Origin of the sequence: Luteolibacter sp. (assembly GCF_039920825.1) — a bacterium.
Lineage (GTDB): Bacteria > Verrucomicrobiota > Verrucomicrobiia > Verrucomicrobiales > Akkermansiaceae > Luteolibacter.
In genome coordinates this window covers 1-15126 of sequence record NZ_JBDSCX010000038.1, presented here as the reverse complement: position 1 = coordinate 15126, position 15126 = coordinate 1, and the positions used below count along the sequence as shown (strand labels likewise).

Annotated in this window: 18 protein-coding genes; 7 read left to right on the top strand and 11 right to left on the bottom strand. The window is 56.7% G+C overall.

Annotated elements, in window-relative coordinates:
* Positions 1–47 precede the first annotated feature (47 nt).
* Genes ABIQ96_RS09200 through ABIQ96_RS09190 form a run of 3 tightly spaced genes read left to right on the top strand, consistent with a single transcriptional unit; the run spans position 48 to position 3146 of the window.
* Complete coding sequence (locus tag ABIQ96_RS09200; protein ID WP_348214278.1) at positions 48–1286, top strand: efflux RND transporter periplasmic adaptor subunit; 1239 nt, start codon at positions 48–50, stop codon at positions 1284–1286.
* Complete coding sequence (locus ABIQ96_RS09195; protein WP_348214277.1) at positions 1283–1981, top strand: ABC transporter ATP-binding protein; 699 nt, start codon at positions 1283–1285, stop codon at positions 1979–1981. Before ABIQ96_RS09200 ends, ABIQ96_RS09195 begins: the two co-directional genes overlap by 4 nt.
* Before the next feature lie 4 nt (positions 1982–1985).
* The gene (locus ABIQ96_RS09190) at positions 1986–3146 is read left to right on the top strand and encodes an FtsX-like permease family protein (RefSeq protein ID WP_348214276.1); all 1161 of its coding nucleotides are present in this window, start codon (positions 1986–1988) and stop codon (positions 3144–3146) included.
* Between the two features lie 128 nt (positions 3147–3274).
* Here ABIQ96_RS09190 and ABIQ96_RS09185 read toward each other — a convergent pair whose 3' ends face one another.
* From ABIQ96_RS09185 to ABIQ96_RS09135, 11 genes are all read right to left on the bottom strand, one after another.
* The gene (locus ABIQ96_RS09185; protein ID WP_348214275.1) at positions 3275–3580 is read right to left on the bottom strand and encodes a hypothetical protein; all 306 of its coding nucleotides are present in this window, start codon (positions 3578–3580) and stop codon (positions 3275–3277) included.
* Between the two features lie 21 nt (positions 3581–3601).
* Entirely contained in the window at positions 3602–3994 is a 393-nt protein-coding gene (locus ABIQ96_RS09180; protein WP_348214274.1) for a DUF6869 domain-containing protein, read from the bottom strand.
* A 19-nt stretch (positions 3995–4013) separates the two neighbouring features.
* Positions 4014–4424 (bottom strand): hypothetical protein, encoded by a 411-nt coding sequence (locus ABIQ96_RS09175; protein WP_348214273.1) that lies wholly within the window; start codon positions 4422–4424, stop codon positions 4014–4016.
* Between the two features lie 35 nt (positions 4425–4459).
* Positions 4460–4936, bottom strand: coding sequence for a hypothetical protein (locus tag ABIQ96_RS09170; RefSeq protein ID WP_348214272.1), 477 nt, complete (start codon positions 4934–4936; stop codon positions 4460–4462).
* A gap of 42 nt (positions 4937–4978) precedes the next feature.
* Positions 4979–5614 carry a hypothetical protein gene (locus ABIQ96_RS09165; protein ID WP_348214271.1) on the bottom strand — a complete coding sequence of 212 codons (636 nt, stop codon included), beginning with the start codon at positions 5612–5614 and terminating at the stop codon, positions 4979–4981.
* Positions 5615–5664: 50 nt separating this feature from the next.
* Positions 5665–6087: a VOC family protein gene (locus ABIQ96_RS09160; RefSeq protein WP_348214270.1), complete on the bottom strand. Its 423-nt coding sequence runs from the start codon at positions 6085–6087 to the stop codon at positions 5665–5667.
* A gap of 268 nt (positions 6088–6355) precedes the next feature.
* Positions 6356–8227, bottom strand: coding sequence for a caspase family protein (locus tag ABIQ96_RS09155; RefSeq protein WP_348214269.1), 1872 nt, complete (start codon positions 8225–8227; stop codon positions 6356–6358).
* Positions 8154–8900: a hypothetical protein gene (locus ABIQ96_RS09150; RefSeq protein WP_348214268.1), complete on the bottom strand. Its 747-nt coding sequence runs from the start codon at positions 8898–8900 to the stop codon at positions 8154–8156. Before ABIQ96_RS09150 ends, ABIQ96_RS09155 begins: the two co-directional genes overlap by 74 nt.
* 98 nt (positions 8901–8998) lie before the next feature.
* Positions 8999–9205, bottom strand: coding sequence for a type II toxin-antitoxin system HicA family toxin (locus ABIQ96_RS09145; RefSeq protein WP_348214267.1), 207 nt, complete (start codon positions 9203–9205; stop codon positions 8999–9001).
* Between the two features lie 15 nt (positions 9206–9220).
* A complete protein-coding gene (locus tag ABIQ96_RS09140) occupies positions 9221–9430 on the bottom strand; it encodes a type II toxin-antitoxin system HicB family antitoxin (protein WP_348214266.1) in 210 nt (69 codons plus the stop codon).
* Between the two features lie 83 nt (positions 9431–9513).
* Positions 9514–10230 (bottom strand): hypothetical protein, encoded by a 717-nt coding sequence (locus ABIQ96_RS09135; protein ID WP_348214265.1) that lies wholly within the window; start codon positions 10228–10230, stop codon positions 9514–9516.
* A 1097-nt stretch (positions 10231–11327) separates the two neighbouring features.
* Between ABIQ96_RS09135 and ABIQ96_RS09130 the strand changes: the two genes are divergently transcribed.
* Genes ABIQ96_RS09130 through argB form a run of 4 tightly spaced genes read left to right on the top strand, consistent with a single transcriptional unit; the run spans position 11328 to position 14985 of the window.
* Positions 11328–11546 carry a hypothetical protein gene (locus ABIQ96_RS09130; protein ID WP_348214264.1) on the top strand — a complete coding sequence of 73 codons (219 nt, stop codon included), beginning with the start codon at positions 11328–11330 and terminating at the stop codon, positions 11544–11546.
* Positions 11547–11604: 58 nt separating this feature from the next.
* On the top strand, positions 11605–12567 hold the full coding sequence (locus tag ABIQ96_RS09125) for a phosphotransferase (RefSeq protein ID WP_348214263.1): 963 nt from the start codon (positions 11605–11607) through the stop codon (positions 12565–12567).
* The gene (locus ABIQ96_RS09120) at positions 12564–14102 is read left to right on the top strand and encodes a hypothetical protein (RefSeq protein ID WP_348214262.1); all 1539 of its coding nucleotides are present in this window, start codon (positions 12564–12566) and stop codon (positions 14100–14102) included. Before ABIQ96_RS09125 ends, ABIQ96_RS09120 begins: the two co-directional genes overlap by 4 nt.
* 13 nt (positions 14103–14115) lie before the next feature.
* A complete protein-coding gene (argB, locus tag ABIQ96_RS09115; protein WP_348214261.1) occupies positions 14116–14985 on the top strand; it encodes an acetylglutamate kinase in 870 nt (289 codons plus the stop codon).
* The last annotated feature ends 141 nt before the right edge of the window (positions 14986–15126 follow it).

Below are 15126 nucleotides of genomic sequence, written 5' to 3'. Positions count from 1 at the left end.
GTGGAAGCTTGATCCGACTATTCTTTCCGATTAGCCAAGTGCGCCGCATGGATTCCAAACCGCCCAGCCTGGATGCATTGCGCATCGACCGATCGCAAACACCGCTGAAGGCCGGGAGTGGCAGGGGGTGGTGGGCTCTCCTGATCCTTCTCTTGCTGGCGGGAGCCGGAGCGTGGTGGTTCATGCGGCCGAAAGGGATTTCCGTGAAAACGGCGACCGTGCAGGTTCAGAGCGGTGGCGGCAGTGGATCGAAAACGTTGCTGAATGCCTCGGGCTACGTGACGACACGGCTTGATGCGACGGTTTCCTCGAAGATCACCGGCAAGGTCTTGGAGATCCTGGTGGAGGAAGGGATGAAGGTGGAAAAGGGTCAGATCGTCGCGAAGCTCGACGCCTCCAACGCGGAAGCAGGTCTTCACTTGGCCGAGGCGCAACTGGCATCCGCGAAGCTAAATCTAGCGGAAACCGAGCCGATGGTGAAATACACCGAGGTGGAAATGAAGCGGCTCACCGCGCTGGAAAGCACTCGGGCTGTTAGTAATTCTGAGCTCACACGGGCGCAAGCCGAAGCCCGCACCCAGCTCGCGAAACTCGAACATATGCGTGCCGAAATCACCGTCGCCGAGCGCCAGGTGGATGATTGGAAACAGCAGGTGGACGACACGATCATCCGCGCGCCGTTTTCCGGAGTCGTGACGACCAAGGATTCGCAACCCGGCGAAATGATTTCCCCGATGTCGGCCGGCGGTGGTTTTACGCGGACCGGGATCTGCACGCTGGTGGACATGGCATCGCTGGAAATCGAGGTGGATGTCGGCGAGAGTTTCATCAACCGCGTAAAGGCGAACCAACCGGTCGAAGCCACCCTCGACGCCTATCCGGAATGGAAAATCCCGTGCAAGGTCATCGCCATCATCCCCACCGCGGATCGCCAGAAAGCCACGGTGAAAGTGCGGGTGGCGTTTGAAAAACTCGACCCCCGCATCCTGCCGCAGATGGGCGTGAAGGTGGCCTTCCAAAGCGACGAAACTGCGGAAGCCACCGAAGCAGCTCTCACCAAACTTGCGCTTTCCGTCCCCAAGGAAGCCGTTAGAAACGACAACGGCAAAGACGTGGCATGGGTCGTGCGCGATGGAAAAGTGGAACGCCGCGCCGTCACGGTAAGCAATTCCAACAGCACCGAAGCCATTCTCACCGCCGGCCTTTCCTCCGGCGAAATTGTCGTCCTCGATCCTCCTCCCACCCTCACCGACGGAGCCGCCGTCACCGTAGAAAATTCCCGATGAGCACCTCTCCCGAAACCCTCGTCCGCATCAGCAACGTCACCAAAACCTTCAAGCGCGGCTCGGAGGAAATCCACGTTCTATCAGGCCTCGACCTGGAAGTGAAGGCCGCCGAATTCCTCGCGCTGATGGGCCCGTCCGGTTCGGGGAAATCGACGTTGCTCAATCTCATCGGCGGACTCGATCGGCCGACCGCGGGAAATGTCCAGATCGGCCCGGACCGCGTGGACCAGCTATCCGACCGCCAGCTCGCCGCCTGGCGCGCGCGGCACATCGGGTTCGTATTCCAGTTTTACAACCTCCTCCCCGCTCTATCTGCGGAGAAGAACATCGAGCTGCCGTTGCTGCTAACTCATCTCAGCAAGGCCGCCCGCCGCCAGCACGTTGCCGCCGCGCTCGAAGCCGTCGGCCTGACGCATCGGGCGAAGCATCATCCGAATACTCTATCAGGCGGCGAGCAGCAGCGCGTCGGCATCGCCCGCGCCATCGTCACCGATCCCACGGTCCTGCTCTGCGACGAACCCACCGGTGACCTCGACCGCAAGTCCGGCGATGAAATTCTCGCCCTGCTCCAGTCGCTCAATACGGACCACGGCAAGACCATCATCATGGTCACCCACGATCCCCACGCATCAGCCCGCGCCAGCCGCACCGTGCATCTGGACAAAGGCCAGCTTTCCAACAACCCGGTGGATTGAGACGATGAAATTCCTACCCCTCGTCCTCGCCGGGCTGAAACGGAAGAAACTGCGCACTGCGCTCACGTTTCTATCGATTTTCGTCGCCTTCCTGCTCTTCGCCTACCTCGGCGCGATCAAGGTCGCGCTCAGCGGCGGTGTGGAAATGGCGGGGCAGGACCGCCTCATCGCCGGTCACAAGGTCTCGATGATCCAGACGCTTCCGGAAAGCTATCTGAACCGCATCAAGTCCGTTCCCGGCGTCGCCGCCGTGGTCCACCAGACGTGGTTCGGTGGAATCTATCAGGATCCCAAGAATTTCTTCGGCACCTTCCCCGTCGATCCCGAGGCGCATCTCGAAATGTTTCCGAAGCGGTTCGTCATCACGGATGCCGAGAAAAAGGCATGGCTCTCCACCCGCACGGGAGCGATCGTCGGCCGGCAAATCGCGAAAAAGTTCCATTGGAAGGTCGGCGACCGCATCCCTATTCAGTCTCCCATCTGGGGCCAGCCCGCCGGAATGACGCAGTGGGAGTTCGAGATCGTCGGCATCTACACCGTCGCGGAAAAAAACGCCGACGAAGCCAGCATGTTCTTCCGCTACGATTACTTCGAGGAAGCCCGGCAGAAAAACAAGGGACAGGTCGGCTGGTTCATCATCCGCATCGCGGATCCTGACAAGGCCGCGCAAGTGGCCGCCGCCATCGACAAGGAGTTCGAAAATTCCCCCTACGAAACCAAGACCCAGGCGGAAGGCGCGATGGCGAAGGGCTTCGCCCAGCAGATCGGCGACATCGGCACCATCGTCATGGCTGTGGTGGGGGCGGTCTTCTTCACCATCCTACTGGTCGCCGGAAATACCATGGCGCAATCCGTTAGGGAACGCACCGCCGAGCTCGGCGTTCTGAAAGCCGTGGGTTTCACCAATACCCGCGTGCTCGTGCTTGTCCTGTTGGAATCCTGTCTCATCGCCATCCTCGCCGGGTGCGCCGGGCTCGGTGTCGCATGGCTCTCTCTCCTCGGCGGCAGCCCCATCCCGGACGTGCTGCCGGTGCTCTATCTGCCACCCTCCACGATCGCCGCCGGTGCCGGTTTCGCTGTTCTGCTAGGAATCGTCGCTGGTGTGCTGCCCGCGTGGCAGGCGATGAACCTGAAAATTTCCGAAGCCCTGAGACGGGGCGGCTGAGGCAAATTCAGAAGATTTACCGCAGAGCAGAGGTATTGAAGAAATCGGGCATCCGGAAATTGAAGGAGTTTCAAGAGATCTGTTTCCGCGCCCCTGCGTCACTGCGCGAGAACAGGAATTCATCATTTTCAAAACCGCCTCTTATGATTTCCGTTCCTCATCCAAGCCCCGGCCTCGTGCCGAAGGTCGTCCGGAATATTCGTCCATTTGGTATCGGAGCTGAGGGCCAAATCTCCCGCGACGTTGATGATCTGCCGGAACCAATCCAAATAGCTCCATTCCCGCGGCTTCGGGGAATACAAATACCTTCCCCCGGCATCCCAGTGAACCTCGACGCCTTCGAGATAGATGTTCGGATAGGAATTCGCGGTCGGAAAGACGAGCAGCCGCCCGTCGGGGGCGATCGTAACTTCGGCGATGGGGCCGGGATTCATTGCGACGACGATGGTGGATCTTTATTGAGTGATGCCGTCCCAGCCCTGTTGCTGCCGGCATGCGACGATTCTGTTCCAGATCGGGTCCGGGATGGCGTTCTGCCAGACTCCTCCAAGAACGAACGCAAATGAGGGATCACGCCGGGCCCTGGCTTCGATCTCGTCGATCACGACCGCGCCTTGATTCGTTAGAATGTCTTCAACCGGTCCGGACGCGAAAACCTCCACCGCGGTATGTGTTGGATCCAGCTCGTGAATGGCAAAAACAATCTCCAGTGCATAGCGAGCGTCGTGGTAGGATGCTCCCCAAAGAAGTTCGTCCGCCCATGCTCCGAGCAATTTCTCCCGTTCATCAAGACAACCAGTGCGTAGATCGAGCCAGCCTTGGGCGACAACTTTGGGATCAAGTATCATCTGTTCTTTCTAGCAAAAATTATGGTTCGCCAGTTTGTTCGTTTGTGATGATTTCGGCATAGGTGCCGTCGGAGAGAATCAATCTCCGTACCAGCATGTCCCCTCCGACCATCACTCCGTCACGGATTTTGTCCCATACTTCGAAGTTGATCATGGTACCAGCGGGCACGGTTGAATACTCGGCTACGAGCCATTCCCAAATCCGCTGCCAATCGATCTTGGAATTTTGGATCAGAATGCTTGTCCCCCGATCGCCGAAAAAGTCGGATGTCGTGAGGAAATCCCATCCATTCTCCCAATTCTCGGCAAGTTGATCGTATGCTAGGATTTCGATCTCGGAATCGAGTCCCTCGATCGATGACGATGCCGGGTGCTCTTCCTGATAGCGCATCAGGAGGGACAGGAGTTCGTTGGAGGTGAGGTTTGTCATGGGCCCGTATTGTCTGCTAGAAACTTGTCCGGTCGTCATTGTTCCTTGATTTGCTTCAGCTTCGAGGTGATCACCCGGCTGTTCATGAGGACGATTCGGTGTTCCTCCGAGCCATTGGCCAGCATCGAAATGAGATAGTATTCGACCTGCCGCTTTTCTTTTTCGGGACCTTTCAGAAGCCGGAGCTCGGTGACGATGAGGGTGCGCAGTGCGTTGTTAGGATCAACGTCCTTCATCGCAAGGTCGATCGCCTTGGCGGCGGAGACCGGCACCGTGCTGTAGGTGGATGACGGTTCCGGCAGCGAGGCGAACAATGCCCGGTCCACATAAAACTCCCGCTGGAAGTTCAGAAGCTTCGGGGGTGTCGTTTCGGGAAATGGTGAAACAGGCGTCGATGCCGGTGTTGATACCGGCGGGCCGCTGTGAAGGAGAAGCTCTTCCCCATACGAGGTGGACATTCCTGCGATGAGCACGCTCAAGAGAATCGAATGGAGGTAGGTGAGAACGTTCATGATGAGTGTTTGATTTCGCCCGCGGTCTCGGGCTGGGATGGGTCAGCCGGGTTTTTTGATTCTGGTAATCTTGATCCCACCGATGGCGGTTTGGAGGGTCACGATATAGGAAAACTGCGGATAGGGTTCGGGTTGGGTTTCATCCAGGATGGCGGTGCCGGAAACCTCCAGGACGCAGGTATCCTTCTTGGTCCATTTCGAAAAAGTCTCATAGAGCCGGGTGGTTTCTCCGTGGGACCCTGCGAGCGATTTGAAGATGCTGGAACGCCAATCGGGGTGAGGCAGGATCGCGATGCGGCCTTGGGTGATGGAGAAGAAATCGATCCTGGACCAGATCCGCCCGCCGGAATACACCGCGACCAGGGTCTCGTCTTCATTCCAGAAGGCCTTGGTCACCCATTCTTCGCGGCCAAGACTTTCCGGGACATCGGGGTAGGCCTCGGACGGGCTGGAGCACTTTGAAATCACTCTGCCATCATGACCCATCAACGAAACATTCGATCCGAGGGAGGCGGGCGCCGAACCATCCGGCATGTGCTGCTCAACCGACTCCGAAGCCAGCCGATAGTGACCTGACGGCGATACGGTCGCCGGGTGGACCGCCGCGCTGACCCTGCCTGAAAGCAGCAACAGCGGCAGGAGTAAAAGGATTCCAACGGGATCGGTGATTCGTTTCATGGTTTTAGAGTTCTCAGCCTTAGGCGGCATCATGTTCCCTGCGTCCCTCTTTACGAGCAGTCACCCAATGGCTTTCCAATCTCCCAGTGGTGCCCAAACGGATCAACGATACGTCCGACGCGCCAGCCATAGGGTTGATCGCTGACTGGCGAAATCACCGTAGCCCCGGCGGAGACGGCCCGTTCGAACACGGTGTCCGGGTCCGCGACGGTCAGCACCATTCTCACGGAACCACCACCGAGAGTCTCCGGGCTGAAATTGGCATGAGAAGGCGACTCGTCCGCGAGCCAGAACTGAGCCCCGTCCACCGACAAGCGGGCTACGACCTCTCCTCCCTCGTCCTCGACGCGGAACAACTCCTCGGCTCCGAAGGCTCGCTTGTAAAAATCAATCGCACTTGCGCCCCTTCTGACCGAGAGCATCGGGCCTAACTCCGTCTTTGTATGTCCGGTTGTTTTGGACTCAATATTCATGAAAATGTCCTTTCTCGAACGGGCCCGTTATCCCTCATCGGGTCGTTTGTTTTCGCGATGCTCAGAAGCCCGCAAAGTGCGAAAGGAAGGAGGAGGATTTTGTTCACGAAATGATAGGTTCTGCGTGATCATCGGCATCTAGCGGATGCATGCAAGGCGATATGGGTCCTCGCAGGGGATTTATGGGTTTCCCCCGTCGATGTCCTCCTTGCCATCGGCAGATGTCACATGATAGGCCTCCGACTGGATGAGAGCATTATTTGGAATTTCAAAAAATCCATGGAAATCGATCTGGGTATAGATACGCAGCAGCACATTTAATAAGACCTCGATCACTTAATATCGAGGTTCTTTCGAAATTTTTACCATGCTCTTGATCAACCTCATCGCAATATTGTTCGACCGAGTAAAAATCCACTCCAATAGAGCGGGATATATTTATTCCTTGCTCCATTACCTTATCTCCAAAGGACGATGATTTCTCAGGAATAAAAATGGAAGTAGTGAGATTGTTCCAACCAACTAAATAGGGATCAATGATATCGTGCAGTCTTAGAATTTTTGCGCATGCCATCAAAATCGGAAGTGTTGTATTAGGTATGGCGATTCCGGCGTGTTCGATAAGAGTGGGATCAGATCCTCGTTGGCGAAGGTATTTTAGCGCCAACTCTACGTTGCATTCGCTACGCAATACTTTACCTCTTAACAAGTGATGGTCATTCAAATACCATCCAAATGGTTGTTCTGCGATGAAAGAGTTTCCTGTCAGAGCGCAAGCTGCAAAAAATATGCCGAGATGATAGCCCTGAGATTCATTGAGTATTTTTTGTAAATTTGGGACTTCTCGCTGGATGTTGGTGGTGATTGCTGAAACTAATTCGACGACTTCAAAGATATTAAGAAGTCCCAAATTTGCCGCTATAAGGCATAAACCCATCCTTGCGTAGCAGTGTGAGAGTCTGATTGGAGCAAAATAAAAAGAATTGATTCCTTCATGCGAAAAAATACCTAAAGGCTCTAAAGTGTTGGAGATGTGGGCCTCTCGGAAAATTTTTAGATCAGCTTCCAAAGACTGCGCGATTGAAAGAGCCATTGATTTCACAAAAGAATCAGACGACCAACCAACAGAAATTGATGCTGTCGAAAGTGACGCAGCAATTCTGAATGGAATGCTCCAGTCACCCGTATTTTTTACCCGATCCGAAAACCATCCCACATAATGCCATAGCAATTCATCGAGTGCCGGAAGATCAGTCGATGATGAGTCACAGATTGGTCGAAGAGCGGCCACAAGAGCCTTATGCTGGAAAGATGACTGGGCTGATGCATATACCGCTTCAAGTGCATCTTTCGATCTGAACGCGGCGGCCCCCAGATTTGATTGGGGAGACAACAATACATTATGGGGCTGTCGCTGCTTCTCGCCTACCAACGGATTTACGCAAAAATGAGCCGGTCCGAGAACATTCAACGAATAGTGAACCACGTTTTGGCGCTTACCTGATTGATGTGTTATCTCCGGAATAAGATGGGAGATGTCGCCAAGTGTCAGGATTGGCCTGGCAACTTGGGAATCTGCGGATCCCACGATAAAGTCGTTTAATCCTTTTGTGAAGGGGCTCAGAGGAGATCCTGCCAGTGATGATTGATCAGGAAGGCAAGAGGCTATGATACTAATGCAAAGCGAACTTTTATTCTCTTTTGCCGGTTTCTCGATGGCTTCTCTTAAATCTGTGCTGGAATGTCCAGATTGGCACGCATCAATAACTATGTTCAGAATCTTAACATCAAGATCGCGAGCATAGCGGATTAGCTCTGCAACTGAGATTCCATGGGCGGAAGGTAAATCGGGAAAATAATCTTTAGGACAGAGATAAAAATTCTCGTTGTGTACTCCACCATGTCCCGAAAAGAAGATGGTGAAAACTTGGCACTCTCGAATCTTGGAGATCTTTTCCAAGAAAAAATCATGAATTTCGTTACAGGTCGGAGAATCAAGCTGGAAGGCTAAATCGGGAAGATAAAGGCCTTGTTGACTTAGCAAGCTATCCTTTATGGTAGTCGCATCATTCTTTGTACAGCTTAGATTCGGCAACCTCTCGTATCTGTCGCAGCTGATGCTCAATATTCCTCCGTTCATCGCTATGAAGCTGGTATTTTAGAAGATTCTCAAAGTGCTCGTCTAGCGCTTTGATCCACTTCTGTTTTTTAATTTGATTGATTTGATCAATAAATCCGGGATCGCTCGCTTCCAGTTCTTGAGCTTTAACGACGAATTTTTCAAAGCTTTCCGGATCAAGTGCAATAAACGGTTCGCTTAGTGACAAGTCTTCTTTTAAGCCCATATGAATACCTTTCCACATCTGGAGTAACCCGGGACGAATGTCGCCACTGAGTTTGAGATCAATAGCGGGTTGATTTTTGGTGGCATCTGCTATCGTTTCGAACATCGACGATTCGAACTCAGCGGCTATCGATTGAATAAAAGAAGATTTTAGTATCTCGATAGCGGAGAAGTCCGCAGTCGAGATACTTTCCAAAGGTAAGTGAACAAGTGATGAATGCATTTTGAGATCACCAGTCCAGTGCTTTGACTTTGAATCTTCATCTGTCATGTGACCACTCCATCTGGCACCATGCTTGAAAACTAGAACATTTTCTCTAGCAACAAATTGTTCTCTTTTTTTGGCCAGCTCCACGAATATTTCTTTGAATAGCTCATCAAGAAGGCTGAAATTACGCTCCTCTTCAACTGAGAACCTTTTGGCTTCTCTTGCATTGCGATATTCTGAGGCTGTTGCCAGTTCGTCCATAAGCTAAAAAAGTGATGATGGCTTGGGCGTTGCCGAGGAGGGTGTCGATGGAGGAGGTGCTTTCGACGACTTCGAGATTGTCGCTGTGTTTGGCGGATTCAGTCGAACAGGCTCTTGGGTAATCCGCTTTGGCGGATCATCGAAAGGAGGGTTCCGATGGGGATGTCCTTGCGGGGGTGGGGAACGATCACCGTGCTGCCTTGGTCGTTCCGGTATTTGGCGTGACTGCCGCGTTGGGAAACAAAGTGGAACCCGTTGGCGGTGAGAATCCCGAGGAAAGCGTCCGATGAGATTCGTTTCGACATCAGTCAGTGTCGGATTCAGGCGATTGCCATTTCACCCACGGTGATTTCGGAAATGCGAGGGGCGGGTTCGGAGGTCCCGTCATCCTCCAGATAGAGTTCGACCGCTTCCTTGAGCATGAGTAGGGCTTCCTCCTTGGTCGCGCCGAAACTGGAAACGTCGAAGTCCAAGCACTGGGCGACGTAATCCGATTCTTCCCGATAGAGGGTGTAGTGGACCTTTCTCATGATGGGAGAATAGGCCAAGAGTCCGTGGGAGCAAGCTTGGAGGCGGAGAAGTGGGGACGAGGGCGTCCACTCCTTAGGTCCGATCAGTTTGCGGGCGGCGGGGTGACGATGGGTTCCGCCTTCTTCGCGGCGCGTTCGGTGCGGGAGGCGCTTTTCCAAGCGGCGAGTTTGTCGGGGTCGCGGCTGTATTTGTTTTGGATGGCGGCGTCGAGGCGGGTGATGATGGCTTGGGCTTCGCCGAGGAGGGTGTCGATGGCGGAGGTGCTTTCGACGCCTTCGAGGTTGTCGCTGTGTTTGCCGGAGTTGCAGTTGTCGAGCGCATCGCGATCGGCGCGGAGGTCTTCGACGAAGTCGGCGGGGAGTTCGTAGGCGATGAATTTTCCGCGGAGAGCGGCCTTGGCGGCAAGCTGGGCCGGGGTGTCGCCGCCGTCGGCGACGGGGGTGGTGTTGTCTTCGAGGAGTTTCAGGAGGGAATCCGCATGGGTGGTCACGGGGGTCTCGACCGAGGTGCCGGGGTGGCGGTAGGCGGCATCGTCGAAGGCGGGTTCGTCGATCTTGATGGCGCGGGCGGTGCGGGCGATGTCCTTGAAGTCGGTGGAGAGGGCGTCGATGAGGACGGGCTTGCCAACGGGCGTGCGGAGCTGGCCGACACGGGCCTCGGTGAGTTCGAAGACGATGGGATCGAGCTCGAGGAAGAGCGCGGCGGCCTTGCCGCCGGCGGTGAGATCCGCGGTATTGTCGCGGCCGAAGGTTTGAACACGGGTGGCGCGCTCGAAGCGGCGGATGTTACGGTCGTCCATATTGGTTTGGTAGTGACTGGCAGGATTTTTTTTTGCCAGTGCCTGCCAATCTGTCAGAACCGATTAGATAGGGAAGAAGTAAATGGCAAGTGCCTGATATTGTCATAATGCCATGACTGTGAGTGGATAATGAGTGGTAATTTGGTGGAATTGTCCAAGATTCGGACAAAATGCGCACGGGCTTTGGATAGATTTTGAACGGACTTTGGATAGGGTTTGCATGGACTTGGGATCGAAGTCGCACGCACTTGGGGGCAGGTTGAGATGGGTTGGGATCGATGTCGCAGAGGGTTCGGGCCGCGGTCGCACATGCTTTGGGTGGCGGTTTCATGGTGTCCGGATAGGGCGCGTGCGGACTTGAGGGGGTGGTCGCGTGGAGTTGGGGTGGAACCTGCAACGGGTTCGGAGTTTCCCGCACGGAGTCGGTGGGGAGGTCGCATGGGCTTTTGAGACTATCTGAAGAAGGATGAATTCCTGTTCTCGCGCTGAGACGCAGGGACGCAGAGGTTTTTGAGATGGCAGAAAAGCCCATCGGAAAACGCCATGAACTCTTCCCTCAGCGCCTCAGCGGCTCTGCGCGAGACACTCTTCTCCGGATAGTAATAGAGGTTCTCGCGCAGGGACGCAGGGCCGCGGAGGTTTTCAGATGAGATGCGGTCTGAGAGGCTGTCTGAAAATTCCGATCCGGTGCGGTGGATGACACTCCTGCCACTTTTTCTGCGTGAACCGGGGATAAGGGGCATGGACGTCTGGTCCATGCGTGGGGACGAGACGTCCCCACCCCCTATTTTAAGACGCCCCGTTCGCTTGGAGGGTGTGTGTGGAAGCCGGCCTGCCCCTGAAAGCGGTGATGCGCTGTCGCTTTCACCGCAGTCCAAAGTTTCCGCCTGCGGCGGGGTGGGGGACGCGGAATTGGAAGAATCAGATTCGGAGCAAGATGCTCCAGCCACGGTCTGGAGCGAGACGCTCCAGCTACGATGCGCGGCGGGGTGGGGAAGAATCGGATGGAATTTGGGCAAAACCTGACGGGCGGCGGCGTTATTGGGGAAACTTGCTCTGGGTTTTCCGGGCAGAGCGGTTAAGATGCCTTTACCAAAATGGGACTCAGCCTCGATCCATACAACATCCTCGCGGGATTCATCTTCGGGACCATCGGCTGGGGGGCGTCCCGGTATGGGAAGCGGTTGGAATTGTGGCAACCGCGGGTGATTGGGTTCACGCTGATGGGTTATCCGTATTTGTTCACGAACAACTGGCTGCTGTGGGGGATCGGGGTGGCGTTGATCGTGACGCTGTGGTTCTACCACGACCAGTGAGGTCCGGGGGATTTCCCTTGGCAGAAGGGGTGTTTTTCAAGCTAGTTTGCCCGCGCCCATGCCTACCGAAGCGATTCTTTCCACCGCCCGCCAGTTTCTAGGAGTGGACCCCACGGTTCCCATCACACTGGAGCCGATCAAACGCGGGGCGTCGGGGAGGACGATCGTGAGGGTGAAGACGCCGAGCCGCCCGCCATTCATCGGCATCCACTGGACGGAGGAGCGGGAGGATAACGCGCAGTTCGTGCCGGTGGCGCAGTTTCTGAAACAGGCGAAGCTGCGGGTGCCGGAAATCATCCACGACCGGGCGCGCTACCGGGTGGCGCTGGTGGAGGATCTGGGGGATGTGGATTTACTGTCGCTGAAGGACCGGCCGTTTGCGGAGCGGCTGCCGTTTTACCGCTCGGCGATGGAGCAGGTGGACAAGTTGTTTTACGCGAAGCCGCCGAAGGAATTCCACCTGATGCCACCATTCGACGCGGCGCTGTATCGTTGGGAGCAGGAGTATTTTTTCGAATACCTGGTGGAGGATTATCTCGGGATGGACGCGGGTCCGCTGCGGAAAAACCCGGTGTTTGCGGATTTGGCGGAGCGCCTCGGCAAGGTGGCGCGGCATCTGGTGCACCGTGATTTCCAATCGCAGAATCTGATGATCAAGGACGGCCAGGTGTATCTGATCGATTTCCAAGGGCTGCGCCGTGGACGTCAGGAATACGATCTGGCCTCGCTCATTTTCGACCCCTACCTCGACCACACGGCCGAGGAGCGCGAGCAACTGCTGGTGCTGTGGGAGGACCTCGCCGACGAGCGTCCGCTGGAAACGCTGTTCCACGAATGCGCCGCGCAACGCCTGATGCAGGCGCTTGGGGCGTTTGGAAATATTGTTAGAAATCGCGGGGACGAGTGGTATCGGCCCCACATCGGGACGGCGGGCCGCCTGCTGGGCGAGGTGACGGCGGGCACGGAACTCGAAGATCCGCTGGCTCCGGTGCTGGCGAGGATCCGTAAATCCCAAGCGTGAAAGACAAGCTCCAGCGTTGGCAATGGGTGCTGCTGGCTTCGGCGGCGGCGGCGTTCGGCGCGTGGACATGGAGCCCGGGATCGAGCGTGGACCGCACGCTGTTCACCACGGTGGCGGGCAGCTCGGCGAATGGCGCGCTGTTCATTTCCGGCCAAGGCAGCCGTGAAAAACCATGGACGCTGCGGACCTTCGCCGCCGATGTGAAGACCGACCGGCGGCAGTCTCCGGTGATCGTTTCGCTGGGCGATGACCTGGCGGGCTTTTTCCAGTCGACCCCGCCCGCGCCGATCGATCTGGCGGTGATTTTTACGAATTTCCAACGCCTCGGCGCGAAGAAAGCGGCGACGGCGGCGGTGTTGGCGTGGGAAAAGCCGGATCCGATCGGCTTGGCGGCATTGGAGAAATCGCTGGATGGCTTCGATTCGCTGGTGATGGCGGCCCCGCTTTCGCGCGGCGTGGTGAGCGCGGCAATCCCGGCACCTTTCCGGCGGTCATCGATCGCAGTGGAGAGAATCCACGGTGATACCTCGGCGCTGCCGATCGTCAACCGCCTGCCGATTCCCGGGATTTCCCTCGGCCGGGAAACGACGATCGCGGGATTTTCCTCGCTGGAGTCGGAAAAGCCCGGCGAGTTTTTTCCGCTGATGGCGCGTTGGGAGGATCGGGTGGTGCTTTCATTTTCGCTGCTGACGGTGATGCAACGGCTGAACCTGCCGTTGGATGGGCTGGAGGTGCGGCTGGGGGAATTTCTCAAACTCGGCCCGGAAGGTCCGATTGTGCCGATCGATGAATTCGGCCGGCTGACGTTGCCGGTGACGAAAATTTCCCCATATCAGGAAATTTCCGCCGAGGCGTTGATCGACGGCGGCGACGATTTGTTTCCCAAAGAAGCGCCGGACCCGGTGATCCTGCGCGACGACCAAAGCTCTGCGGAACCGGCGACGCGGGCGTTTTCGAAATCGCTATCATCGGTGATCGCGGCGATCGCGTCGAACCGCGGGCTGACGGAAGGGCTGGAATACAAGCGGCTGTCGCAGGACGGGGAGTTGGCGATGCTGGTGGTGGCGGTTTTGGGGCTGACCGGGTTGTGCGGGGCGTCGGATTTCGCGCGGTATCTCGGAGTGCTGGCGCTGGCGGGTGGCTCCGTCGCGGCGCAGTGGATTGCGTTCGGTGCGGCGTCGCTGTGGCTGCCGGTCTTGCCGGTGCTGGCGGCGGCGGTCGCGGCGATCGTTGTTGCCAAGTGGGCGACGAGAAATTCTGCTGAGGCCGAGTTGGTCGTTGTTTCGCCGGCGCCTATCGAATCTCCAGTCGTATCCGTGCCTTTTTTCGAGCCAACTCCGGAAGTCGAACCGGCTCCGAAACCCAAGGCCAAGCCGCCCGCGAAAAAGGCGGTTCCCCGCAAAACCGCAGCCAAGAAAACCGCCGCCGTCAAAGAGCCACCCGCCGAAAAGCCGAAGCCCGTTGCCAAAAAGCCCGCGAGAAAAGCCGTAAAGCCGAAAGCCCCGCCTGCGGAAGAACCACCTGAGAATCCTTAAACCAATGCCGCTCATGGACCCGATCGAAAAAGCCAATTCCCTCATCGAAGCGCTGCCCTACCTGCAAGCCTTCCGCGGAAAAACCTTCCTCATCAAGATGGGCGGTTCGGCGATGGAGGATCCGGAACTCGTCGCAAAAGTGATGCGCGACATCGTTTTCCTAGAGGTCGCCGGAATCAACCCGATCGTCGTCCACGGTGGCGGCAAGGCGATTTCCGCAGCGATGGAAGCGGCGGGATTGGAGGCGAAATTCGTCGGCGGATTCCGCGTCACGACGGATGAGGCGATCGATATCGTGGCCCGCGTGCTGTCGGAGGAAATCAATCCCGGCCTCGTCCGCATGATCCGTGATTTCGGGGGCAAGGCCGTCGGCATCCCCGGCAACGACGTTTTCCTCGGTGAGAAAATCAAAGGCACGGATACGGATGGAAGCAAAGTGGACATCGGCCGCGTCGGTGAGGTCGTGGGGTGTCACATGGAATACATGGATGCCGCGCACAAGGCGGGCATTGTCCCCATCATTTCCCCGCTCGCCGCCGAGCTGGCCACCGGCAAACCGCTCAACATCAACGCCGATCTCGCCGCCGCCGCACTGGCGAAAGAACTCCGCGTCGCGAAACTCGTCTATCTCTCCGACGTTCCCGGCCTGCTTTCCGATCCCAAGGACCCCTCCACGCTCATCAAATCCGTCACCCGCAAGGAGGCGGACGCGCTCATCGCCGATGGCACCATTTCCGGCGGGATGATCCCGAAAATCCGCAGCGCCGTGGATGCGCTCAACGCTGGAGTCCGCAAGGTCCACTTTGTCGACGGCCGCCTGCCGCACGCGTTGTTGTTGGAAATTTTCACCGACGGCGGAGTGGGGACTGAAGTGGTGAGGTAGCGGCGATCTTGTAGGTAGTTTAGCCCTTTAGGGCAATGCCTTTAAGGATTCGTGAAGATGATGGTTTTCAGGAGGGGTCTTGAGCTGGCGATTTTTGTCTTGGGCCAGTCTTTGATTGGTTGTCTCAGCGTTCGCGGGCAA

Bases quoted from the DNA above. Each gene is read 5' to 3' on its own strand.
- argB (WP_348214261.1), top strand. From the start codon at position 14,116: ATGGACCCGATCGAAAAAGCCAATTCCCTCATCGAAGCGCTGCCCTAC.
- ABIQ96_RS09195 (WP_348214277.1), top strand. From the start codon at position 1,283: ATGAGCACCTCTCCCGAAACCCTCGTCCGCATCAGCAACGTCACCAAA.
- ABIQ96_RS09155 (WP_348214269.1), bottom strand. From the start codon at position 8,227: ATGAACGGAGGAATATTGAGCATCAGCTGCGACAGATACGAGAGGTTG.
- ABIQ96_RS09200 (WP_348214278.1), top strand. From the start codon at position 48: ATGGATTCCAAACCGCCCAGCCTGGATGCATTGCGCATCGACCGATCG.
- ABIQ96_RS09175 (WP_348214273.1), bottom strand. From the start codon at position 4,424: ATGACAAACCTCACCTCCAACGAACTCCTGTCCCTCCTGATGCGCTAT.
- ABIQ96_RS09185 (WP_348214275.1), bottom strand. From the start codon at position 3,580: ATGAATCCCGGCCCCATCGCCGAAGTTACGATCGCCCCCGACGGGCGG.
- ABIQ96_RS09180 (WP_348214274.1), bottom strand. From the start codon at position 3,994: ATGATACTTGATCCCAAAGTTGTCGCCCAAGGCTGGCTCGATCTACGC.
- ABIQ96_RS09130 (WP_348214264.1), top strand. From the start codon at position 11,328: ATGGGACTCAGCCTCGATCCATACAACATCCTCGCGGGATTCATCTTC.
- ABIQ96_RS09125 (WP_348214263.1), top strand. From the start codon at position 11,605: ATGCCTACCGAAGCGATTCTTTCCACCGCCCGCCAGTTTCTAGGAGTG.
- ABIQ96_RS09170 (WP_348214272.1), bottom strand. From the start codon at position 4,936: ATGAACGTTCTCACCTACCTCCATTCGATTCTCTTGAGCGTGCTCATC.
- ABIQ96_RS09135 (WP_348214265.1), bottom strand. From the start codon at position 10,230: ATGGACGACCGTAACATCCGCCGCTTCGAGCGCGCCACCCGTGTTCAA.
- ABIQ96_RS09165 (WP_348214271.1), bottom strand. From the start codon at position 5,614: ATGAAACGAATCACCGATCCCGTTGGAATCCTTTTACTCCTGCCGCTG.
- ABIQ96_RS09145 (WP_348214267.1), bottom strand. From the start codon at position 9,205: ATGTCGAAACGAATCTCATCGGACGCTTTCCTCGGGATTCTCACCGCC.
- ABIQ96_RS09160 (WP_348214270.1), bottom strand. From the start codon at position 6,087: ATGAATATTGAGTCCAAAACAACCGGACATACAAAGACGGAGTTAGGC.
- ABIQ96_RS09140 (WP_348214266.1), bottom strand. From the start codon at position 9,430: ATGAGAAAGGTCCACTACACCCTCTATCGGGAAGAATCGGATTACGTC.
- ABIQ96_RS09190 (WP_348214276.1), top strand. From the start codon at position 1,986: ATGAAATTCCTACCCCTCGTCCTCGCCGGGCTGAAACGGAAGAAACTG.
- ABIQ96_RS09150 (WP_348214268.1), bottom strand. From the start codon at position 8,900: ATGGACGAACTGGCAACAGCCTCAGAATATCGCAATGCAAGAGAAGCC.